The following is a 21,615-nucleotide window of genomic DNA, read 5'->3' on the forward strand; positions in this document are numbered from 1 at the left end:
ATGCAGATAGATCTTGACCATCTCAAAAACTGGATTGGCCGTGAAGATCAGGCCAGCGAAGAGCTGACGTCGGCGCTCGTCGTCCGGTTCAATGCGACCTTCGAACGACGGTCGGCTACAGATCACGGCGCCGAGGCCCCTTTGTTCATTCATCTCTGCCTCGGACAGCCCGCCGTTCCCACGGCCGAACTTGGTCCCGACGGTCACCCCGCGCGCGGTGGTTTTCTCCCGCCGGTTCCTTTGCCGCGCCGCATGTGGGCTGGAGGGGCGGTCGAGTTTCACGCACCGATAAAGATCGGGGAAGTCGTGACCCGCCGTTCCGTGATCGAAGACGTGACCGTCAAACATGGACGCAGCGGTGCCTTGTGCTTCGTCACGGTGCGCCATCATGTTTCCAGCGGCGGGCGCTCCGCTCTGACAGAGCGTCAGGACATCGTTTACAGAGACGCGACACGCAAGACTTCTGCCCCAGTCGGTCCGGCGCCGGATAAGGCACCCCGAGGTGCCCATAGCATGGATGTCGCAGCAAGTGCTCCGTTCTTGTTCCGCTATTCTGCGCTGACCTTTAACGGTCACCGCATTCACTACGATGCACCCTATGCCCAGAACGAGGAATCCTATCCGGGCCTCGTTATTCACGGGCCTATTCAAGCGACCATGTTGTGCCAGTACGCGGCGGACCTGCGTGGAACCGTCCCCAAAGAATTCCATTTCCGCAGCCTCGCCCCGATTTTTGGGCCAGAGGCCTTCAAGCTTAACGCTGAGTCCCGTAGCGATGCGCTGAGACTCTGGACGGCACAGGCAGGCGGTCCGGTAAGTATGGAGGCAACCGCACAATGGTAATGCCGGTCTCCCTGCGCGCACTTCTTTTTGTTCCTGCCAACCGCCCCGAGCGCTTCACAAAAGCCGCAGCAGCGCGACCCGATGCAGTCATACTCGACCTTGAAGACGCTGTCGCGACGGCGGACAAGGACGCTGCCCGAACAGCGTTGACTTGCGACTTTACGGACTTGCCCATCATCGTCCGCATTAACCCAGCTGGCACCCCGTGGCATGATGATGATCTTCGCGCGGTGATCGCGCTGCGCCCGAGTACTGTCATGCTGCCCAAGTCCGAGGACCCGGCCTGCGTGGCGCAAATCGCCGGCAAACTTGAAGGCATCTCACTCTTGTGTCTGATCGAATCCGGTCGTGGCATGGCCGTCGCGCGATCAATTGCCACAGTGCCGGGTGTCGATCGTCTGGTTTTCGGATCGGTTGATTATTGTGCGGATCTTGGCATGGATCATAAGCGTGAGTTGCTGCTGCCTGCGCGATCAGAACTTGTGCTCGCATCTCGCGTCGCAAGGATAGCCGCGCCGATCGACGGTGTAACAACCCGCTTGGACGATCCTGCTGAATTGGCCGACGATGCCGGACATGCAAAATCGCTCGGGATGGCAGGAAAACTCTGCATTCACCCAAAACAGGTCGAGGATGTCAAAGCCGCTTTCGCGCCGTGCCCAGAGCAGATCACTTGGGCCAACCGTGTTCTTGCGGCGGCGGATGGGGCTGTATCCGTAGATGGTGAAATGGTTGACGCACCGGTGCGGATCAGGGCGCGCAGCATCCTTGCTGCAGCGAAGCAGCCATAGACCACCGAGGCGCGCTTCGCCAGACAGTTTGAAATCATCCTTAACGGGACCAAGAGGGAGACTATGTATGAAGGTGCTGGTGCCTGTCAAACGCGTGATCGACTATAACGTGAAAGTCCGTGTAAAAGCGGATGGATCGGGTGTTGATCTTGCAAACGTGAAAATGTCGATGAACCCGTTCGACGAGATTGCCGTCGAACAGGCGATCCGTATGAAAGAGGCCGGTCAGGTCGAAGAAATCATCGCGGTGTCCATCGGCGTCAAGCAAGCGCAGGAAACCCTGCGCACCGCTTTGGCCATGGGCGCGGACCGCGCGATTCTGGTCATCGCAGCCGACGACGTTCATCAGGACATCGAACCGCTGACCGTTGCCAAGATCCTCAAGGCGATTGTCGACGAAGAGCAGCCCGGCCTTGTGCTGTGCGGCAAACAGGCGATCGACAACGACATGAACGCCACCGGCCAGATGCTGTCGGCCCTGCTGGGCTGGTCGCAAGGCACCTTCGCCTCCGAGGTCGAAATCTCGGGCGACAAGGCCAAGGTCACGCGCGAAGTGGACGGCGGTTTGCAAACCATCGAAATCAACATGCCGACCGTCATCACCGTTGATCTGCGCCTGAACGAGCCGCGCTATGCGTCGCTGCCCAACATCATGAAAGCGAAGAAAAAGCCGCTGGATGAGAAAACCGCAGCCGATTACGGCGTCGACACGGCGCTGCATCTGGAAGTGGTCAGCACCAAAGAGCCCGAAGCCCGCGCGGCTGGCGAAATCGTGGCAGACGTGGACGCACTGGTTGCGAAACTCAAAGAAAAGGGAGTGGTGTAATGGCTGTTCTGCTTCTTGCCGAAGTCAACAATGGCGAACTGGCGATGGACGCCACAGCCAAGGCTGTGACCGCCGCCAAATCGTTGGGTGATGTGACCGTTCTGTGCGCGGGCGGCTCGGCCGCTGCTGCGGGCGAAGCGGCTGCGAAAATCGACGGCGTGGCCAAGGTGCTGGTTGCCGAAGACGCAACGCTGGGTCACCGTCTGGCGGAATCCACGGCGGCGCTGATCGTGTCGCTGGCAGGTGACTACGAGCACATCGTCGCCCCCGCCACCACCGACGCGAAAAACGTGATGCCCCGCGTCGCGGCGCTGCTGGACGTGATGATCATCTCGGACGCTTCCGGCGTTGTCGATGGCGACACGTTCGAGCGCCCGATCTACGCAGGCAACGCGATCCAGACCGTGAAGTCGAAAGACGCGAAGAAAGTCATCACCTTCCGCACGTCGACATTCGATGCGGCTGGTGAGGGCGGTTCCGCCTCGGTCGAAACCGTGTCGGCAGCTGCTGATCCGGGCCTGTCGTCCTGGATCGAAGACAAGGTTGCCGCCAGCGACCGTCCCGAACTGACATCGGCCGGTGTGGTCGTGTCGGGCGGCCGTGGCGTCGGCTCGGAAGAAGACTTCAAGCTGATCGAAAAACTGGCCGACAAACTGGGCGCCGCCGTTGGCGCATCGCGCGCGGCTGTGGACAGCGGCTATGCCCCGAACGACTGGCAGGTTGGCCAGACGGGCAAGGTTGTCGCCCCTGACCTTTATGTCGCGATCGGCATCTCGGGTGCGATCCAGCACCTTGCGGGCATGAAAGACTCCAAAGTGATCGTTGCGATCAACAAGGACGAAGAAGCCCCGATCTTCCAGGTTGCGGACTACGGCCTTGTGGCTGACCTGTTCACGGCTGTGCCGGAACTGATCGAAAAACTGTAGGTCCGGTCCCTCGGGATGTTCCCGGGGAGACTACCTCTTGCTTGCACGATTGATTGCCTGATTCATCAGGCCGTTACTTATACAAGGATGTCCACTTTGACCGAGTTTTCCAAGATCCTCATTGCCAACCGGGGTGAAATCGCCATCCGCATCATGCGTGCGGCCAACGAGATGGGCAAAAAGACGGTGGCCGTCTTTGCCGAAGAGGACAAGCTGGGGCTGCACCGGTTCAAGGCGGACGAAGCCTATCGCATTGGCGAGGGGCTGGGGCCGGTGGCGGCCTATCTGAGCATCGAGGAAATCATCCGCGTGGCCCGCATGTCGGGCGCCGATGCGATCCACCCGGGTTACGGGCTGTTGTCGGAAAACCCCGATTTCGTTGATGCCTGCGACGCGGCGGGCATTACCTTTATCGGGCCCAAGGCCGAGACCATGCGCGCCCTTGGCGACAAAGCCAGCGCGCGGCGTGTGGCGGTCGAGGCCGGTGTGCCGGTGATCCCCGCGACCGAAGTGCTGGGCACCGACATGGACGCGATCCGCGCCGAGGCGGCAGAGGTCGGCTATCCGCTGATGCTGAAAGCGTCGTGGGGCGGTGGCGGACGCGGCATGCGTCCGATCAACGCGCCCGAAGAGCTGGAAGAAAAGGTGCTGGAAGGTCGGCGCGAGGCCGAAGCCGCCTTTGGCAACGGCGAGGGCTATCTGGAAAAGATGATCCTGCGCGCCCGCCACGTCGAGGTGCAGATCCTGGGCGACAAACATGGCGGCATGTACCACCTGTTTGAGCGCGACTGTTCCGTGCAGCGGCGCAACCAGAAGGTCGTGGAACGCGCCCCCGCCCCCTATCTGACCGCAGAGCAGCGCGAGGAGATTTGCGCGCTTGGCTATAAAATCTGCAAACATGTGAACTATGAATGCGCGGGCACCGTCGAATTCCTGATGGATATGGACGACGGCAAATTCTACTTCATCGAAGTGAACCCGCGCGTGCAGGTCGAACATACCGTCACCGAAGAAGTCACCGGCATCGACATCGTGCGCGCCCAGATCCTGATCGCCGAGGGCAAGAGCATTGCCGACGCCACCGGCAAGGCCAGCCAGAGCGACGTGACCCTGAACGGCCACGCCCTGCAAACCCGGATCACCACCGAGGACCCGCAGAACAACTTTATCCCCGACTATGGCCGCATCACCGCCTACCGCTCGGCCACGGGCCTGGGCATCCGTCTGGACGGCGGCACGGCTTACGCGGGCGGCGTCATCACCCGCTATTACGACAGCCTGCTGACCAAGGTCACCGCCAAGGCCCCCACGCCCGAGATGGCCATCGCCCGCATGGACCGCGCCCTGCGCGAATTCCGTATTCGCGGCGTGTCCACCAACATCGCCTTCGTGGAAAACCTGCTGAAGCACCCGACCTTCCTCGATTACAGCTATACCACCAAGTTCATCGACACGACGCCCGAGCTGTTCCAGTTCTCGCGCCGGCGCGACCGTGGCACCAAGGTTCTGACCTATATCGCGGATATCACCGTGAACGGTCACCCCGAGACCAAGGACCGCCCGCTGCCCGCCAATGCCCGCGCCCCAAAGGCGCCCGCCGCGACGCATGAACCAACCATGGGCACGCGCAACCTGCTGGAGCAAAAGGGCGCGCAGGCCGTGGCCGACTGGATGAAGGCGCAAAAGCAGCTGCTGCTGACCGAGACCACCATGCGCGACGGGCACCAGTCGTTGCTGGCGACGCGGATGCGCTCGATCGACATGATCAAGGCAGCTCCCGCCTATGCCTCCAACCTGCCACAGCTGTTCAGTGTCGAATGCTGGGGCGGTGCGACATTCGATGTGGCCTATCGGTTCTTGCAGGAATGCCCCTGGCAGCGCCTGCGCGACCTGCGCAAGGCGATGCCCAATGTGATGACCCAGATGCTGCTGCGCGCCAGCAACGGCGTGGGCTACACCAACTATCCCGACAACGTGGTCCAGTTCTTTGTGAAGCAGGCCGCCGAAAGCGGTGTTGACGTGTTCCGCGTGTTCGACAGCCTGAACTGGGTTGAAAACATGCGCGTGGCCATGGACGCGGTCGTGGACAGCGGCAAGGTCTGCGAGGGCACGATCTGCTATACCGGTGATCTGCTGAACCCCGAGCGCGCGAAATACGACCTGAAGTATTACGTGCAGATGGGTCAGGACCTGAAGGCCGCAGGCGCGCATGTGCTGGGCCTGAAGGACATGGCGGGCCTGCTGAAACCCGCCGCGGCCAAGGCGCTGATCGGGGCGCTGAAGCAAGAGGTCGGCCTGCCGATCCACTTCCACACGCACGACACCTCGGGTGCGGCGGCGGCCACGGTGATGGCGGCGACGGATGCGGGTGTGGATGCGGTCGATGCGGCGATGGATGCCTTCTCGGGCGGCACCTCGCAGCCCTGCCTTGGCTCGATCGTCGAGGCACTGCGCAACACGCCCCGCGACACCGGGCTGGACATGGCCGCCGTGCGCGAGATGTCGGACTATTGGGAAGGCGTGCGCGCGCAATATGCGGCGTTCGAGAGCGGCCTGATGGCCCCGGCGTCCGAGGTCTACCTGCACGAGATGCCCGGCGGGCAGTTCACCAACCTCAAGGCGCAGGCGCGCTCGCTGGGGCTGGAGGACCGCTGGCACGAGGTGGCGCAGACCTATGCGGATGTGAACCAGATGTTCGGTGACATTGTGAAGGTCACGCCGTCCTCCAAGGTCGTGGGCGACATGGCCCTGATGATGGTCAGCCAGGGCCTGACCCGCGCGCAGGTCGAAGACCCCAAATCCGACGTGGCCTTTCCCGACAGCGTCGTGGACATGATGCGCGGCAACCTGGGCCAGCCTCCAGGCGGCTTCCCTGAAGGCATCCAGAAAAAGGTGCTGAAGGGCGAAAAGCCGTCGACCGACCGTCCCGGCCTGCACCTGAAACCTGTGGACATCGAAGCGACCCGCGCGCAGGTCATCAAGGAACTGGAAGGCAAGAAGATCGACGACGAGGATCTGGCCGGCTACCTGATGTATCCCAAGGTGTTCATGGACTACATGGGCCGTCACCGCAGCTATGGCCCGGTGCGCACCCTGCCCACGCATACGTTCTTTTACGGGATGTCCCCCAGCGAAGAGATCAGCGTGGAAATCGACCCCGGCAAGACCATGGAAATCCGCCTGCAAGCGGTGGGCGACACCGGCGAGGACGGCGAGGTGAAAGTGTTCTTTGAACTCAACGGCCAGCCGCGGGTGATCCGCGTGCCGAACCGTCTGGTCAAAGCCACCACCCAGCAGCGCCCCAAGGCGGAACTGGGCAACGCCAACCACATCGGCGCGCCGATGCCGGGCGTGGTGGCCACCGTGGCCACATCCGTGGGTGCGCAGGTCAAAGAGGGCGATCTGCTGCTGACCATCGAAGCGATGAAGATGGAAACCGGCATCCACGCCGAACGCAACGCCACGGTCAAGGCGGTGAACGTCCAGCCCGGAAGCCAGATCGACGCCAAGGATCTGCTGATCGAGCTGGAGTGAGGGGGGGAAGACGGAAAAACCGATTATCCGACCACAAGCAGGTCTGTCACATCCTTGTCAGGCAGCGGGTCGCAAGTACAACCGGATGATCGCTGCGGGTTGAGATAGCGTGTGCCCCGTGTCACCGAATGCCCTCGGCGAACACTGCTTTGTCGGATATAGCGGGTCCGGGCTGCATCATGCAGTGTCGCAAAGACTGAGCCGGTCCCGATTAACGTTAGACGAAACCGAAGGCTATATTGCAGCAGGGCTGAATGGGCTGGGATTGATTTATGCTGCGGATTTTTTGCTGGGCGAACACTTGAAAATGGGGCGGCTTAGCCCGTTGCATTTGGAGGGTCTCACAACAAAGACAAGTTTGTATCTCGTTCACGCGCGTTCAAACTTTCTACCACCTGCGTTGCGTATATTTCGCGACTGGGCGAAGGACACTTTGCTTTTGCAATCACCAACGGCCTAAACAGAGCAGCTTAACAGTTCAGGCCTAATGGTTATGGTGCAAGCCGTATAGTAGCTTGGGGGTAGTGTCGCAAAGTTTCCGCCAGTTTGAGAAAGCTGTTTAGCTGGGCGCACTTATCCAGCGAGTGCTGCAAACTGCGCGAAGCCAGACTGCCCCGACTGGTCAAACTGACCTTTCCGGATCATGTGTGCTACTTCGATCCCCGCAAGAGTAGCCGAAGCTGAGTTCAGCGATTTGAAAGTCTGCATCGGTTTGGTTAGTTTCTTGATGAAACGGTGATCCTGCTCAATGATATTGTTGAGATATTTTGTTCGCCGAACAGTGATCAACCAACTCCAGCCGCACATCACGAGCAGGCAGTTCATGTTGAACAGGCCAGCTGTGTTTGGTCCACTTTTGTCGATAACGACTTTGTCCGGCCAGCCATTGCTGCCGATGGCTTTTACGAAAAACGCAGTAGCTGCGGCCTCGTCGCGGCGCTCCGATAGCATGAAATCAAGGGTTTTGCCTTCCTTGTCGATCGCGCGATATAAGTATGTCCACTCGCCCTTTACTTTGACGTATGTCTCATCCATTCGCCAAGAGCGGCTAGTGGCGGCTTTCCGGCGATGCGCTTCTTCAGCAATTGCGCCAGCGTATTTCTCGACCCACCGGTGGAGAGTCGCATGATCCAATTCGACGCCGCGTTCGGCCATGATCTCTTCAAGATCGCGATACGAAACGGGAAAGCGGACGTAGAAATACACGGCGTAAAGGATCACGGATTTCGGATACTGCGCGCCTTTGAAGCTTATCAAATCTATCATCCTGTTGCCGTGTTCGGAAAACGAGGCTGCTAGACTGCGGCGCAATGCACCGCAACAAAATCCAGAAACTTTGCGACACTACCTTCAGGACAGCCTGCAGGTGCCGGAGAGCGCGCTGACGCGTGACGGCTACATCTGGCATCTGGATCAGGATGATCGCCTGCGCCGGTTCCGCGCGGAGGTGGTCCTGCGCAACGAGGCCGATGTCATCGTGCGCTCACCCGACCACGACGTGACCGCTTGGCGCATCGTGAAGACACCGCTGGCGTCATTCCTGCCAGGAATCGAAGTCGCGCCCCAAACCGCGGAGAACTGATCCAATGCATGCTCTGACTGGCTGGTTCATCCGCAACCCCGTCGCCGCCAACCTGTTGATGGTCATGATCTTGTTGGCAGGGGCATTCAGCCTGAATTCGATCCGGATTGAGGGTTTTCCCAAGGTGCCGCCGGACACCGTCATCATCCAGACAACATATACCGGTGCACACACGTCGCAGGTAGACGAACAGATCACTCAACCGCTGGAACGCGCGCTTGAAGGGTTGGATGGCGTCAAGAGTATCTGGTCATCTTCGAATGCGGGTTATTCCGTGATCACGGTTCAGAAGACTGCGGGTCAATCGTTGCAGAAGCTGCTCGATGACGTGCGAATCCGCATTGACGGGGTAGAGGATTTTCCACGTCAGGCGCTACGCCCGGTCATCACACTCAATGAATTCACATTGCCGGCCCTCTATCTTCAGGTGCACGGCCAGACCGACCCGGAAACCCTGCAACGCGTTGCCCGTAGGTTCCAGGAAGAACTGATGGCGCGGCCGGAGATTTCGAAGCTTCGGGTCTGGGGACAACGGAAACCCGAAATCCGCATTGAAATCGAACCCTATTTGCTCGAACGGCATGACCTGACGATCGAGCGGATCGTCGGTATCATTCAGCAATCCTCGCTCCGGTTTCAAGCCGGAACGCTAAAGACAGAAGGCGGCGACATCGTCTTGCGCGCTGACGATCTGGCCTATTTCGGCGGTGATTATCGCGACATATCGCTGTTGGAGATCCGCGACGGTAGCAAGGTGCGACTGGGTGACATCGCAACGATCACCGATGGCTATGGCGACGAAGAGATCGTCGCCCGCTTTGACGGCAATCCGACCGTTGGCATGGAAGTTCTGATCGCGCAACGTGAGAACCTGTTGCAGATATCCAAAGCGGTTCGCGAGACGATCACCGACTTCGAGCCACAACTGCCGCCGGAAATCCAGATTGCCTCCTGGGGCGATTCCGCAGGCTACATATCGGAACGTCTGTCGCTGCTTCGTACCAACGCCTTTCAGGGCTTGTTGCTGGTAACGGTCATTCTCGCGATTTTCCTCAACGCCCGGCTCGCCTTCTGGGTGGCGATGGGTATTCCGATTTCCGCTGCTGGTGCGATCTTCGTCTCCGGTACCAAATGGGTCGATTACTCGCTGAACGATGTGACCACCTTCGGCCTGATCATCGCGCTTGGCATTCTAGTCGATGACGCCGTCGTCGTTGGCGAAAGCGTTTTCGAGGAACGGGCCAAAGAAAAAGATCCGATCCTTGGTACTGAAAACGGCGTGAACAAGATTGCGGTGGCAACTGTTTTCGGCGTGATGACCACGATTGCCGCCTTCTTCCCGATGTTGCTGATCGAAAACGCCATCGGCAAGATCTTCGCGAGCTTTTCCGGCATCATTATTCTGGCACTGCTGTTTTCGCTGCTGGAAAGCAAATTGATCCTACCTGCACATCTGGCGCATCTGTCGCTCGACACCCCCGCATCGCGCAATCCTGTGGCCAAGATCTGGGCCAGAGTACAGGCAGTCGCGCGTCACGGGCTTGAGTGGTTCCGTGACCGGATTTATGCGCCGGTGCTCGATGTCGCAATTGCCCACCGTTACGCGGCTTTGGTCGTCTTTTTATCGATGGGGATTCTGGGCTTGGGCGTCGTGGCTGCCGGCAAGATCCAAACGGTATTCTTCCCCGAAGTTCCCGGACAGATCGTGACGATCAATCTGGAAATGGATGCGCGCGCCCCCAATGCCCTGACACGAAGCAACGTCGCCCGAATTGAAGCTGTCGGAGCCGAGCTGAATGCGACATACCAAGCTGAGTTGAATATGGACCTCCCGCCAATCCAGCATTTCTTCGTTGTTGTTTCGACGCCCACCGAAGCGCAGATTTATGCGGAACTGGTGCCAGCCGAAAACCGTCCGGCCCTTGGTATTACCCGCATCATCAGGGATTGGCGTGAAGCCACGGGAACGCTTGAAGGGGTCACAGAGCTCAACTTTTCCGGCACTGAAGAAGTCGGCGGCGGTTTCAACATCCGTCTGTTCAGCAAGGATGAAGATCTGTTGGAAGCCGCCAGCGACGAGATCAAAGCCTACATGAGCAGGATCGAAGGCGTGTCCAATATTCAGGACGGGCTGAACTCCGGAACGCCGCAGTTGCGCTTTCGGCTGAAACCCGAAGCGCGGCACCTGGGTTTCACGTCAGAGACCCTCGCCACCCAGATCGGATATCGCTTTGGCGGGGCTGAGGTTCAGCGCCTGCAACGCGACAATCAGGAAGTCCGGGTGATTGTGCAGGGTGCCGAAGACGCACGTTCAACCATTGATGACCTATTCCAAACCAGATTGCGCAGCGAAGCCGGCATTTGGGTACCCTTGTTGTCAGTCGCTGATGTGGAGTCGAGCTATGTCGCAGAAAGTGTTCGGCGGCGCGACGGCCAGCGGGTCAATGTGGTCTCTGCCAGCCTCGACAGATCGCGAGTCTCTCCGACGGAATTGTCACAGGGATTGTTCCAGAACGTCGTGCCTGAGCTTAATGAGAAATACCCTTCGGTCACTATCAAGGCAGGTGGCGAACTAGCCGAAACCGAAGAAGTCAAGGGCGGTCTCGTGCGTGCGCTTACTATCACCGCGCTGTTGATTTACGTCTTGATGGCGGTGCCGCTCAAATCCTATTGGAAGCCGTTTGTCATCATCTCGGTCGTACCGTTTGGTTTCATCGGGGCCACGGTGGGCCATGCGATCGCCGACGTGCCACTCAGCCTATTGTCGTTCTTCGGAATGCTGGCGCTGACGGGAATTGTGGTCAACGACTCGCTGGTGCTGATCACGCGCTACAATCAGAACCTTGACGACGGAATGACACCTGAAGTGGCTGCTAAGAACTGCGGCACGGCGCGGTTTCAAGCGGTGTTCCTGACGACGGCCACAACTGTCGCGGGCCTGATGCCTTTGCTCAGCGAGACATCGGAACAGGCGCAATATCTGATCCCTGCGGCTGTTTCGCTGGCCTATGGCGAGATTTTTGCGACGACGATCACTCTGATCCTGATCCCGGTGCTGTTGGTGATTGCCGCGGATGTTCGGCGCCTATGCCAGGGACGGGCGGTTTCGATACAGGCTGAAGCATAATGTGGGGCCGTGTTGCACAGATCATAGTCCGCTCGGAACGCGCCCTACCCGAAACGGATTTCAGGCGGTGCGTTCAAAACTTGGGCGGCCAAGTCCGGTCATTCGATTGAGAACCCAGACGCCAATCTTGGCTTCTGTTTTCTGATTTTTGAAGTTGCGCGCCTTTAGCTTGGGCCCAATGACAGCCTTCCAGCGGCCCATGAGAGTTTCACCTCGGCTGCGTTGATTGTAGCCGGTGGCTTTCTGCCAGGCCATCCGTCCATGGGCTGCGATCTCGGCTATATGGTCGTCACGTGCCGTCGGCTCTTTGGCCGCATCAGGGCTCAGGATCGCTTTTTTGGGAGGTGGGATCGTCACCTCGATCAACGATCCGAACCGAGCGGCAAGCAAATCAGATGTTGGGTCTCCGTCGTAAGCGCCGCCTGCCAGAAAGTGAGAGACCGGCCCGGCGACTTGATCCAGGAGATCTGGCAGCGCAGTCGGGTCGCCGACGTCATCCTTGGTGAGATCAGAGCAAACGATCTCGCCACTGACAAGATCAAGACCGAGGTGGAGCTTGCGCCAAGAGCGCCGTTTACGCCTAGCTTTATGCTTCTCCTCGAGCCAGTCACCTTCGCCAAAGATCTTCAGACCGGTACTGTCCACAACCAGTTGCACTGGCTTGTCACACCTGGACTTCGGCTTTGGGCGCAACGTCAGCCCATTGCCACGGCGCGACAGGGTGGAAAAATCCGGCACTGTGATCGCAACCCCCAGCAGTCGCGCAATAGAGCGCATCAAGCCTTGGGTTTGGCGCAGAGGCTGCTTGAAGACTAGACCCAGCGTCAGGCACATCTCGATCGCCAAATCAGAGTAGTGCGGCTGTCCGCCGCGCGTGGTACGGCGCGGTGCCGACCACAAGGAAAGTGCGTCTTCGCTGATCCAAACTGTCAGATCACCCCGCTGCCGTAGACCTTCATTGTACTCAGGCCAACTAGTCACCCGATGCTTTTGCTTCGGGATCTTGTCACGACGAGCGGCGTTGAACTTGTGCGGCATTTACAGCATCCTGAAACGAACAGAATGCCTCGATATCAGCCGTGCGACGATCCCTGCAACAAAGCCGACTGTCCCTACGTTTCGCATCGCTCAGTATTCGTGGATTGGCATGACTACAATGGCAACTACGGCTTCGAACAAGTTGATTATTGAAATGGCCGGTAAAGGCTGCCACACCCTATAAATATTACATAACACTGATTATCAGTATCAGCTCACAGCCTGGGGTGGATTCACAAACGAAGTGCAAATTCTTTACTAAAACAGAGAGTTGCACGGAGGATGAAGAATGGGTCCAGACCCTAATGCTGGGGTTTCAGGAAACCGACCATTACAGCAGATAGCGCAACCATGACGGTGGCAACGCCGAGCATCAGTGGCAGCCCTCCCAACTGGTATGCGAGGCCAGACAGCAGCGTACCTGCCAGACGGCCCCCTGCATTCGCCATGTAGTAAAAGCCCACATCCATGGTGACCCGCTCGGCCTTGGTAAAGGTCAGGATCAGGTAGGAATGAAGGGAGGAATTCACGGCGAAAATGGCACCGAACGCCAGCAATCCGATCACGATGCTGATCGTCAGCCAGATTTCGGGGCCGCTCGCAGCGGAGGCCGCGGCTGTGAGGACCGCGGGCACAAGGGCAAGCCCCCACGCCCACCTGCGGGCCGATGCGAGCAGCTCTGGCACGGACCGCGTATTTGCGCGCAGGATGCGCGGGGCGTTGGCCTGCACCAGACCGTAAAGGATCACCCAAACCGCCATGAAGATCCCGATCAGAAAGAAAGCGGTCCTCTTGCTCTCTGTCGTGCCGTCCGAGAGGACCATGTAGAAGTATATGGGGATGCCCACGACGAACCAGACATCGCGCGCGCCGAACAGAAATACCCGTGCGGCGCTGAGCCAGTTCACATTGGCCGACCTGGAAAAGATTTCTGAGAACTTCGCGCCCTTGCGGCCCTTGGGCAATCCCGCAGGCATGGCGACCAGAACCGCAAGCAGTATTACGAACAGGATCGCAGCCATGCCCAGCACCGCCAACACAAAGCCAACGGTCGCCAGCAGGCCGGCGCCCAGTAGAAAACCCAGTCCCTTCACCATGTTCTTGGAGCCCGTAAGGAGCGCGACCCAGCGGAACAGGCCGCCATCCTCGGTTGGCGCCAATAGCTTGACCGCAGATTTCGAGGACATCTTGGCCAGATCCTTGGCCACACCGCTCGCGCCCTGGACCAGCATGACATAGATGACCGAGACCCCCACCGCCCAAGCGGGATCCAGCTGCGCCAAGGCCAGAAGCGCCAGCACTTGCAGCCCCAGACCCGCATAGAGCGTCGAGGTAAGCCCAAAGCGCGCAGCAATCCAGCCCGCGCCCAGATTGGTGACAACGCCCGCGATTTCGTAAAGGACAAAGAGATAGGCAAGCTGCACCGGTGAAAAGCCAAGCGTGTGAAAATGCAGCAGCACCAACATGCGCAAGGCGCCATCGGTCAGCATGAACGCCCAGTAGGCGGCCGTCACAGCGACATAAGCCGACAGCCCCTCGGGCCGCGTCGCGCTGCCCGTCATAGACTGTCGCCCACCATGCAGGCCACATCAACAAGACGATGTGCATAGCCCATTTCGTTGTCATACCACGCATAAATTTTCACCTGCGTGCCGTTGATGACCATTGTGGACGGGGCATCGACGATGCTGGACCGCTCGTCGTTGGTATAGTCGGCCGAGACAAGGGGGCGCTCTTCATAGCCCAGGATTCCCTTGAGCGGCCCGTCTGCGGCGGCTTTGAACAGGGCGTTGACCTCTTCTGCGGTGGTCTCGCGCGCCACCTCGAAGACGCAATCGGTCAGCGATGCGTTGAGCAGCGGCACACGGACCGCATGGCCGTTCAGGCGGCCCGTTAATTCCGGGTAGATCAGCGTGATTGCCGTCGCACTGCCGGTTGTTGTCGGGATAAGAGAATTCAACGCTGACCGGGCGCGGCGCAGATCCTTGGCAGGGCGGTCCACGATGGTTTGGGTGTTGGTCACATCATGGATGGTCGTGATGGAACCATGTTTGATCTTCAGGTTTTCATGGATCACCTTGACCACGGGCGCGAGACAGTTGGTTGTACAACTTGCTGCGGTTACGATGCGGTGGCGCGATGGCTCGTAGGTATCGTGATTGACCCCGTAAACGATATTTACGGCATCTCCATCCTTAACCGGCGCAGAAACAACGACTTTTTGTACACCGGCCTCGAAATAGGGGGCAATTTTGGCCTCTGTCTTAAAGACGCCGGTGCAGTCGATCACCACATCAACACCGTCCAATGGCAGCTCCGCGATGTCGCGGGTGCCAATGAATGGCAGGCGGGTTCCGTCAATGGTGACGCTGTCGACGTCATGGGCGAATTCCGCATTCCAGCGGCCATGGACCGTGTCGAACTCCAATAGATGGGCGTGCATCTCGGGATCACCAACCGCGTCGTTGATCCATGCGATTTTGGCGCCGCGGGCCAGCAAAGGTTTCAGCGCGAGCTTGCCAATGCGGCCAAGGCCGTTGAGGGCGTAAACGGTCATTCAAGTCATCCTTCGGGTTTTGATTGGCCTATATCGTCAACGGCTTTTTGTAGGGAAATCCGGTCGAGCGACGTAAGAGGCAAGGCGGCGAAGCCGACCATGCGATTGCGCAGCGCGCCATAGGTCTGGTGGAATGCGAGACTTTTTTCGGCGTCCGTCCCCTCGACCTTCACCGGATCAGAAAGACCCCAATGCGCGCTGATGGTCTGGCCTTGCCATGCGGGGCATTCCTCGTTGGCGGCCTGATCGCAGACTGTGAAAACGAAATCGAGATGCGGGGCATCTGGTCCCTGAAACTCGGAAATGTTCTTGGCCCGAAGGACAGCGACGTCGTGCCCCTTCTGTTTCAGCACATCGAGCGCAAAGGGGTTCAGTTCCGAGCGGGGTTTGGTCCCGGCGGAAAAAGCCACAAAACGATCTCCGGCGAGGTCACGCAGGATCGATTCCGCAAAGATGGAACGGGCGGAATTGCCCGTGCAAATGAACAGGACATTGAATTTTCGAGCGGTCATTGAACTGCCTCCGGTAGAAGAGGAATGAGAATTAGGGGCACAGATTTCAGGGCGCCCCCTGCAACAGTCGTGCAGGAGGTAGTCAATCGTCTCGCGGGCGGCATCCATCTTGATTGCATAGCGCAGCGATGTTCCCACGCGCTCCTGGCTGACCAATCCGGACTGCATGAGCGCGTTGACATAGGTGGAAAGCGTGTTTGGTTTCAGCGCGAGCGCCTGCGCCAGCTCTGTCGCCGGAACACGATCCGGATAGCGGCGCATCAGCAATCTGAATACGGCCAGACGCTGCGGGTGGCCAAGCGTTGAAAGTCGGTTGGGAATCATTATTTCCATAATTCATGAATATGCGAATTAACGAGTGGTGCAAAGTGAAGGTTTTGTGACACCGGCGTGAGTTGCTATCGCCCGGTTTCATGGCAATCCCCCATTTTTGATGGGGCTCAGCCGCAGAGTTCAGGTGACTGTTTTCAGTGGCACTTGCGACAGAACCTCCAGGAACGCGCTGGCGGCCGGTGACAGTGACCGGCCGGATTGGCGCACCAGGCCAATACGCCTTCGCGCGCCAAAGTCCTTTATTGTGCGTTGCACGAGCCGCTCTGAGGGCAAAACGGCCAATGTGAGTTCTGGAAGGGCTGTGACGCCCAGCCCCTCGGCCACAAGTGCGCCCGCGGTTGCGAGATGTGCAACTTCAAACCAGGGGGACAACGGCCGGTTCAATCTCAGGCAGGCACTGTCCAGCAATTCACGAACCGAGGTGCCCTGCGCCATGGCGATAAACGGCATCTCAACCAACTCCGCCCACGCATAGGCCCGGTCCTCATGCAGCGGTCCGTCCGGTGCTCCGATGGCAACAAAGGCATCGTCCAGCAGCGGCTGAAAGGCCAATCGCGACCGGGTAGAAATCGTTCCCGCGGTAAACCCGATCTCGGCCCGCCCCGTTTCAACGGCCTCGATGACATTTTCGGACAGGCCGTCGATGATTTTGAGGTCGATTCCACTGTGTTCGGATGTGAAGCGGCGCAGGATCGCAGGCAACAGCGCCGCGGTGACAGACGGCAGACCGGCAATGGTCAGCTGCCCATGGCTTGCAGACATATGCGCGTCGAACTCGGCATGCGCATCCTTGGCGGTATTGACCATACGTTCCGCGATCTGCGCAAACACGGCCCCGCTTGTCGTCAGGCTGGTGTTGCGGGTGTCGCGATCAAAAAGCCGTGTATTCAGCTTCCGTTCCAGCGTCGACACCTGACGCGAAAGGGCGGATGGCGACAGCTGCAGTTCTTGTGCGGCCGCGCGAAATGAGCCGGTTTCCCGCAGCGCCAGAACCGCCATGTAATCCGCCAATGATGCATTGTTGCGTTCCATGCACTAATTGTGCCCATATTGTCTGTTTTCGCAACAGCAAACCCGTGCATGATTTACCTGACCCGCGAAGGGCACCAGGAATCCAAGGGAGGACACCATGAAACACACATTCGCCGCGCTATTGGGCGTGACCCTGCTTGCGTCGCCGCTGGCCGCGCAAGAAACCGATTTGCTGATTGGTTCAACCTCGGCCTCATCCAGCCACTACGGCTATTTCGTCGCCGTCGGTCAGCTGATCAACGAGAACACCGAGGGGCTGAAGGCCTCGGTGGTCGAAACCGGCGCCACGCTCGACAACATCCGCCGTATGGAACGCGGCCAGATTGATCTGGGTCTTGTCACCACCAATGCCGTGCAGCACGCAGTATCCGGCACCAACGCATTTGAGGGCAGGCCACAAGACCTGCGCCTGTTGTGGGTTTATACCAATGCGCCGCAAAACGTGGTTGTCCGCGCCGATTCCGACGTTGCCAGCCTTGATGACCTGGTCGGCAAACGCTTCAATCCTGGGATCAAGGGCGGCTCCACCGAAGCCACCACCGAGGCGGTTTTCAACACGCTGGGCCTGTCTGCGGACTATGTGCGCGGCTCGACCACCGATATTGTCGGGGCGATCAAGGACAACCGCCTTGCGGGCTATGTCAAATCCGGCGCGGGTCAGAAACTGGACGGCTCCACCATGGATATTGCGGTCTCTACCGACATCGCGGTGATTGGCCTGACACCGGTGCAAGCCGATACCCTGCGCGAAAAGATGCCCGATATTTCCGTTGTGAACATCCCCGCAGGCGCTGCCGACGGCATTCCGGCTTACAGAACCTGGGCCTTTGGCGTTGGCGTGGCCGCACCCGCCTCGATGGATGCGGAAACAGCCTATCAGATCGTGTCTGCGATCATGGCCGACACATCCGCCCAGGCCAATGCCATGGCCTCGCTCAAGGGTGCGGATCTGGCGCAGATGACGCTGGATTACGGCACGGTCCCGCTGCATCCGGGGGCCGCCCGCTGGTTCGAAGAACAGGGCATGGATATCCCCGCCAAGCTGAAGTCCGACTGATATGGCCCTAGCGAATGTTCAGAAAGGACTCGCCATTCTGGTGGGCGCCTTCGTGTTCTACACGGCCGCGACCGGCCCGTTCGAAGGGTTGATCCAGCGCGCGCTTTTCCTTGCGCTGGTCACCTCTCTGGGCTTCGCGCTTTATCCTCTGGGCGCTGGCACACGCTGGCGCCCGGTTGGGCTGGCTATTGACCTTGCCCTTTGTACGCTGGTTCTGGCCGCCTGCGGCTATGTGGTCTGGAACTACGACGAAATCATGACCTCGCTGCCCTGGGCGACCACTTTGGACAAAGCTTTGACCGCCGGACTGGTGCTGGCGGTGCTGGAATTGGGGCGGCGTACCGTGGGCCTGATTTTTCCGGTTCTTGTGCTGGCCGGATTGGGTTACGCGCTGTTTGGCGATATGCTGCCGGGGGCGCTGCGTCATCGCGGTTTCGATACCGCCTTTGTGACCGAGACGGTTTTTCTGGGGGATCTGGGCATTTGGGGCATGCTGACCGGTGTCGCCTCTACTGTGATTGCGGCCTTTGTCCTGTTTGGTGCGCTGTTGCTGCATTCGGGCGGCGGCCAGGCTTTTATGGATCTTGCCATGCGGCTTGGTGGCCGCCAGCCCGGCGGTGCCGCCAAGATCGCCACCATCGCCAGCGGATTGTTCGGTATGATTTCGGGCTCGGCGGTGGCGAATGTGGCAACCACCGGCAATTTCACCATCCCGATGATGATCCGGCTTGGCTATCCGCGCCCCTTTGCGGCAGCGGTAGAGGCCGTGGCCTCGACCGGCGGGCAGATCGCGCCACCGATCATGGGCGCTGCCGCCTTTGTGATGGCCGAGATTTTGGGCATGCCTTACACAGAGATCATCCTTGGCGCGATCATCCCCGCCATTCTGTTTTACGCCTCTGTCTTTGTGACGGTGCATTTTGTCGCCCTGCGCCGGGGTCTTGCGGTTGTGCCCGAAGAAGAGCTGCCCGCCTGGGCGACCATCCTGGCGCCGCGCCGTGTCGCGCCGATCCTTTGCGCATTGGGGGGGCTTGGTCTTGGTATCTGGCTGGGCCGCTCCATCGCCACCGCGGCCTTTTATGGCGTCATCGGACTGTTGATCGCTTTTGTCGCCACCGAGGCCGGACGACTGTCACCGCGCGAAATGATCGGCAAGATCATCGACGGGCTGGAAGACGCGGGCAAGGGCATGGTGATTATCGGGGTTCTGCTGGCGGGCGCTCAGGTGCTGGTCTCGATGATCAACCTGACCGGCATCGGCGTGACCCTGTCGTCGCTGATCGTGTCCATGGCCGGTGACAGCGTGACGCTGGTGGCCGTGATTGTCGGCTTTGTCTGCCTGATCATGGGCATGGGGCTGCCGACAACCGCGGCCTATGTGCTGGTGGCTGCGGTTCTGGCCCCTGCGATGACGGCTGTCGGGGTCGAGCCGTTGGCGGCGCATCTGTTTGTGTTCTACTTCGCCACCATTTCCGTCATCACACCGCCGGTCTGCGTTGCAGTCTTTGTCGGTGCGGGCATTGCCAAAACCAACTGGCTTCCGGCGGCAGGACAGGCCGTGCGCCTTGGTGCGGTGACCTATCTGGTGCCCTTCCTGCTGTTGCTGTTCCCCGGCATGTTGCTGCAAGGCGGCCCGCTTGCCATTGCCGAAGCGCTGATGGCGGGGGCAGTGCTGGTGCTGGCCGTGCCTGCATTACTGACCGGCGCACCGCTGATCGGGCATCGGCCTATCGACATCGTCATCCTGTTGGTGGTGATTGCGCTGGCCATCTGGCCCAACCCCGTCACGCCGCTTCTCGCGCTGGCCCTGTTTCTGGGCGCGCGAAAACTGGGCCACAAGACAAAGGAAGCGTTGGTATGACCCCCTTCAGAATTGGCTGCGGTGCAGGATTTCAGGGCGACCGGATTGACCCCGCTGCTGATCTCGCCAATCGCGGCGCGCTGGACGTGCTGGTGTTTGAATGTCTGGCGGAACGCACCATCGCATTGGCGCAAGAGGCGCGGCTGAAAGATCCCGAAGCAGGCTACGATCCGCTGCTGGAGCGTCGGCTGCGGGCAACGCTGCCCGGCTGTGCGCGCCACGGCACCAGGATCATCACCAATATGGGGGCTGCCAACCCGCAGGCAGCGGCGGCAAAAGCCCGCACCATTGTCGCCGAACTTGGCCTGTCGCTGAGGGTGGCCGCCGTGACAGGGGATGATGTGTCCGACCAGATATCTGCATACATCCTCGATGAAACCGGCCAGACCGCTGGCGCATTGGGGCCGCGCCTTGTCTCCGCCAACGCCTATATCGGCATTTCGGGCATTGTCGCTGCGCTGTCGCAGGGGGCCGATATCGTCATTTGTGGCCGCGCCTCGGACCCGGCGTTGTTCCTTGCACCGCTGGTGCATCACTTTGGCTGGGCCATCGACGACTATGAAAAGCTTGGACGCGGCACGCTGGTCGGGCATCTGCTGGAATGCTCTGCGCAGATCACCGGCGGCTACTTTGCTGATCCCGGCGTCAAGGACGTGCCCGACCTCGCCCATGTGGGCTTTCCCATTGCCGAGGTCACGGCGGACGGCCATGCCATCATTACCAAACTGCCCGACACCGGCGGCATGGTCACACCGGCAACCTGCACCGAACAACTGCTCTACGAGATCCACGACCCGGCCCGTTACCTGCAACCGGATGTGGTTGCGGATTTCTCCGGGGTCACGTTCCAATCCGTTGGACCGGATCGCGTCGCAGTGCGCGGCGCGACGGGTCACCTCCCTACCGGAACGCTCAAGGTTTCTGTCGCCTATCGGGACGGCTGGCAGGGAGAGGGGCAAATTTCCTACGCCGGCGCAAATGCCCGCGCGCGTGCCGAACTGGCACACTCCGTTCTGGATCAACGCCTGACTCTGCCGGGCATCGGCGAGCGCCTGTGTCAATTTATCGGCAGCGAGGACGACATTCGCCTGCGCTACACTGCCCGCTGTACCAGCGCAGACAGCGCCCGCATGGTCGGAGAAGAGGTGGAATCTCTCTATCTGTGCGGCCCTGCGGGTGGCGGTGGCGTCACAAAGTCGACGCGCGAGATTATCGCCATTGCCTCGACGTTGATCCCTGCGGACAACCTTGTTTACAGCACTGACACTCCAGGAGCATCCCATGAAGTTGCATGACCTCGCCCACGGACGGACCGGCGACAAAGGCGATACCTCGAATATTTCCGTTATTGCCTTCCATGCGGACAGCTTTGACCGTTTGCGCCGCGATGTTACTGCCGAACGCGTTGCCGCGCATCTGAACCAGCCGGTCAGCGCCGTCACCCGCTATGTCTTGCCGCAACTCTGCGCAATGAACTTTGTCATCAAGGGCGCGCTGACAGGGGGGGTCACAAGATCATTGTCACTGGACGCCCACGGCAAATGCCTGTCATCCGTACTGCTGAATATGCCCCTGCCCCCCCAAAACCGTTAGGGT

General features: G+C 59.7%; 17 protein-coding genes. 11 read left to right on the top strand and 6 right to left on the bottom strand.

Annotated elements, in window-relative coordinates:
- The 5 genes from DSM107133_RS20670 to DSM107133_RS20690 all read left to right on the top strand — a co-directional run bounded on the left by DSM107133_RS20670 (window position 1) and on the right by DSM107133_RS20690 (window position 6,920).
- Window positions 1-843 (top strand): MaoC family dehydratase N-terminal domain-containing protein, encoded by an 843-nt coding sequence (locus DSM107133_RS20670; RefSeq protein WP_114294493.1) that lies wholly within the window; start codon window positions 1-3, stop codon window positions 841-843.
- Window positions 837-1,634: a CoA ester lyase gene (locus DSM107133_RS20675; RefSeq protein WP_114294494.1), complete on the top strand. Its 798-nt coding sequence runs from the start codon at window positions 837-839 to the stop codon at window positions 1,632-1,634. The genes DSM107133_RS20670 and DSM107133_RS20675 overlap by 7 nt, the downstream gene beginning before the upstream one ends.
- A 67-nt stretch (window positions 1,635-1,701) precedes the next feature.
- Window positions 1,702-2,460 carry an electron transfer flavoprotein subunit beta/FixA family protein gene (locus DSM107133_RS20680; RefSeq protein ID WP_114294495.1) on the top strand — a complete coding sequence of 253 codons (759 nt, stop codon included), beginning with the start codon at window positions 1,702-1,704 and terminating at the stop codon, window positions 2,458-2,460.
- A complete protein-coding gene (locus DSM107133_RS20685; RefSeq protein ID WP_243253622.1) occupies window positions 2,460-3,386 on the top strand; it encodes an FAD-binding protein in 927 nt (308 codons plus the stop codon). Before DSM107133_RS20680 ends, DSM107133_RS20685 begins: the two co-directional genes overlap by 1 nt.
- Before the next feature lie 96 nt (window positions 3,387-3,482).
- Window positions 3,483-6,920 carry a pyruvate carboxylase gene (locus DSM107133_RS20690; protein ID WP_243253623.1) on the top strand — a complete coding sequence of 1,146 codons (3,438 nt, stop codon included), beginning with the start codon at window positions 3,483-3,485 and terminating at the stop codon, window positions 6,918-6,920.
- Between the two features lie 573 nt (window positions 6,921-7,493).
- On the opposite strand, the gene DSM107133_RS20695 is transcribed toward DSM107133_RS20690, so the two are convergent.
- A complete protein-coding gene (locus DSM107133_RS20695) occupies window positions 7,494-8,186 on the bottom strand; it encodes an IS6 family transposase (protein WP_114295280.1) in 693 nt (230 codons plus the stop codon).
- On the opposite strand from DSM107133_RS20695, the gene DSM107133_RS20700 reads away from it, so the two are divergent.
- Window positions 8,164-8,502 (top strand): hypothetical protein, encoded by a 339-nt coding sequence (locus DSM107133_RS20700; RefSeq protein WP_162792156.1) that lies wholly within the window; start codon window positions 8,164-8,166, stop codon window positions 8,500-8,502. The two genes, DSM107133_RS20695 and DSM107133_RS20700, sit on opposite strands and share 23 nt — an antisense overlap.
- Window positions 8,503-8,506: 4 nt before the next feature.
- Window positions 8,507-11,629 carry an efflux RND transporter permease subunit gene (locus DSM107133_RS20705; protein WP_114295282.1) on the top strand — a complete coding sequence of 1,041 codons (3,123 nt, stop codon included), beginning with the start codon at window positions 8,507-8,509 and terminating at the stop codon, window positions 11,627-11,629.
- A 60-nt stretch (window positions 11,630-11,689) separates the two neighbouring features.
- On the opposite strand, the gene DSM107133_RS20710 is transcribed toward DSM107133_RS20705, so the two are convergent.
- The 5 genes from DSM107133_RS20710 to DSM107133_RS20730 all read right to left on the bottom strand — a co-directional run bounded on the left by DSM107133_RS20710 (window position 11,690) and on the right by DSM107133_RS20730 (window position 17,101).
- Window positions 11,690-12,667, bottom strand: a complete 978-nt coding sequence (locus DSM107133_RS20710) for an IS5 family transposase (protein WP_243253611.1) — start codon at window positions 12,665-12,667, stop codon at window positions 11,690-11,692.
- Window positions 12,668-12,969: 302 nt separating this feature from the next.
- Window positions 12,970-14,229 carry an organoarsenical effux MFS transporter ArsJ gene (gene arsJ, locus DSM107133_RS20715; protein ID WP_114295110.1) on the bottom strand — a complete coding sequence of 420 codons (1,260 nt, stop codon included), beginning with the start codon at window positions 14,227-14,229 and terminating at the stop codon, window positions 12,970-12,972.
- Window positions 14,226-15,224 carry an ArsJ-associated glyceraldehyde-3-phosphate dehydrogenase gene (locus DSM107133_RS20720; RefSeq protein ID WP_114295109.1) on the bottom strand — a complete coding sequence of 333 codons (999 nt, stop codon included), beginning with the start codon at window positions 15,222-15,224 and terminating at the stop codon, window positions 14,226-14,228. The genes arsJ and DSM107133_RS20720 overlap by 4 nt, the downstream gene beginning before the upstream one ends.
- A 5-nt stretch (window positions 15,225-15,229) precedes the next feature.
- Window positions 15,230-16,069 (bottom strand): helix-turn-helix domain-containing protein, encoded by an 840-nt coding sequence (locus tag DSM107133_RS20725; protein ID WP_114295108.1) that lies wholly within the window; start codon window positions 16,067-16,069, stop codon window positions 15,230-15,232.
- A 120-nt stretch (window positions 16,070-16,189) separates the two neighbouring features.
- Window positions 16,190-17,101, bottom strand: a complete 912-nt coding sequence (locus DSM107133_RS20730; RefSeq protein WP_114295107.1) for a LysR substrate-binding domain-containing protein — start codon at window positions 17,099-17,101, stop codon at window positions 16,190-16,192.
- A gap of 97 nt (window positions 17,102-17,198) precedes the next feature.
- On the opposite strand from DSM107133_RS20730, the gene DSM107133_RS20735 reads away from it, so the two are divergent.
- From DSM107133_RS20735 to DSM107133_RS20750, 4 genes are read left to right on the top strand one after another with little or no spacing between them, the layout of a single operon-like run.
- A complete protein-coding gene (locus tag DSM107133_RS20735) occupies window positions 17,199-18,158 on the top strand; it encodes a TAXI family TRAP transporter solute-binding subunit (protein ID WP_114295106.1) in 960 nt (319 codons plus the stop codon).
- Between the two features lies 1 nt (window position 18,159).
- Complete coding sequence (locus DSM107133_RS20740; RefSeq protein ID WP_114295105.1) at window positions 18,160-20,019, top strand: TRAP transporter fused permease subunit; 1,860 nt, start codon at window positions 18,160-18,162, stop codon at window positions 20,017-20,019.
- A complete protein-coding gene (locus DSM107133_RS20745) occupies window positions 20,016-21,314 on the top strand; it encodes an acyclic terpene utilization AtuA family protein (RefSeq protein ID WP_114295104.1) in 1,299 nt (432 codons plus the stop codon). The genes DSM107133_RS20740 and DSM107133_RS20745 overlap by 4 nt, the downstream gene beginning before the upstream one ends.
- Window positions 21,301-21,612, top strand: coding sequence for a hypothetical protein (locus tag DSM107133_RS20750; RefSeq protein WP_114295103.1), 312 nt, complete (start codon window positions 21,301-21,303; stop codon window positions 21,610-21,612). The genes DSM107133_RS20745 and DSM107133_RS20750 overlap by 14 nt, the downstream gene beginning before the upstream one ends.
- Window positions 21,613-21,615 lie beyond the last annotated feature (3 nt).

The sequence above is a fragment of the Pseudosulfitobacter sp. DSM 107133 genome, assembly GCF_022788695.1.
In the GTDB taxonomy this organism is placed as follows: domain Bacteria; phylum Pseudomonadota; class Alphaproteobacteria; order Rhodobacterales; family Rhodobacteraceae; genus Pseudosulfitobacter.

Excerpts from the sequence above, each read along its gene's own strand:
- DSM107133_RS20670 (WP_114294493.1), top strand. The coding sequence starts at position 1 with ATGCAGATAGATCTTGACCATCTCAAAAACTGGATTGGCCGTGAAGAT.
- DSM107133_RS20675 (WP_114294494.1), top strand. The coding sequence starts at position 837 with ATGGTAATGCCGGTCTCCCTGCGCGCACTTCTTTTTGTTCCTGCCAAC.
- DSM107133_RS20680 (WP_114294495.1), top strand. The coding sequence starts at position 1,702 with ATGAAGGTGCTGGTGCCTGTCAAACGCGTGATCGACTATAACGTGAAA.
- DSM107133_RS20685 (WP_243253622.1), top strand. The coding sequence starts at position 2,460 with ATGGCTGTTCTGCTTCTTGCCGAAGTCAACAATGGCGAACTGGCGATG.
- DSM107133_RS20695 (WP_114295280.1), bottom strand. The coding sequence starts at position 8,186 with ATGATAGATTTGATAAGCTTCAAAGGCGCGCAGTATCCGAAATCCGTG.
- DSM107133_RS20705 (WP_114295282.1), top strand. The coding sequence starts at position 8,507 with ATGCATGCTCTGACTGGCTGGTTCATCCGCAACCCCGTCGCCGCCAAC.
- DSM107133_RS20710 (WP_243253611.1), bottom strand. The coding sequence starts at position 12,667 with ATGCCGCACAAGTTCAACGCCGCTCGTCGTGACAAGATCCCGAAGCAA.
- arsJ (WP_114295110.1), bottom strand. The coding sequence starts at position 14,229 with ATGACGGGCAGCGCGACGCGGCCCGAGGGGCTGTCGGCTTATGTCGCT.
- DSM107133_RS20720 (WP_114295109.1), bottom strand. The coding sequence starts at position 15,224 with ATGACCGTTTACGCCCTCAACGGCCTTGGCCGCATTGGCAAGCTCGCG.
- DSM107133_RS20725 (WP_114295108.1), bottom strand. The coding sequence starts at position 16,069 with ATGGAAATAATGATTCCCAACCGACTTTCAACGCTTGGCCACCCGCAG.
- DSM107133_RS20730 (WP_114295107.1), bottom strand. The coding sequence starts at position 17,101 with ATGGAACGCAACAATGCATCATTGGCGGATTACATGGCGGTTCTGGCG.
- DSM107133_RS20735 (WP_114295106.1), top strand. The coding sequence starts at position 17,199 with ATGAAACACACATTCGCCGCGCTATTGGGCGTGACCCTGCTTGCGTCG.
- DSM107133_RS20740 (WP_114295105.1), top strand. The coding sequence starts at position 18,160 with ATGGCCCTAGCGAATGTTCAGAAAGGACTCGCCATTCTGGTGGGCGCC.
- DSM107133_RS20745 (WP_114295104.1), top strand. The coding sequence starts at position 20,016 with ATGACCCCCTTCAGAATTGGCTGCGGTGCAGGATTTCAGGGCGACCGG.
- DSM107133_RS20750 (WP_114295103.1), top strand. The coding sequence starts at position 21,301 with ATGAAGTTGCATGACCTCGCCCACGGACGGACCGGCGACAAAGGCGAT.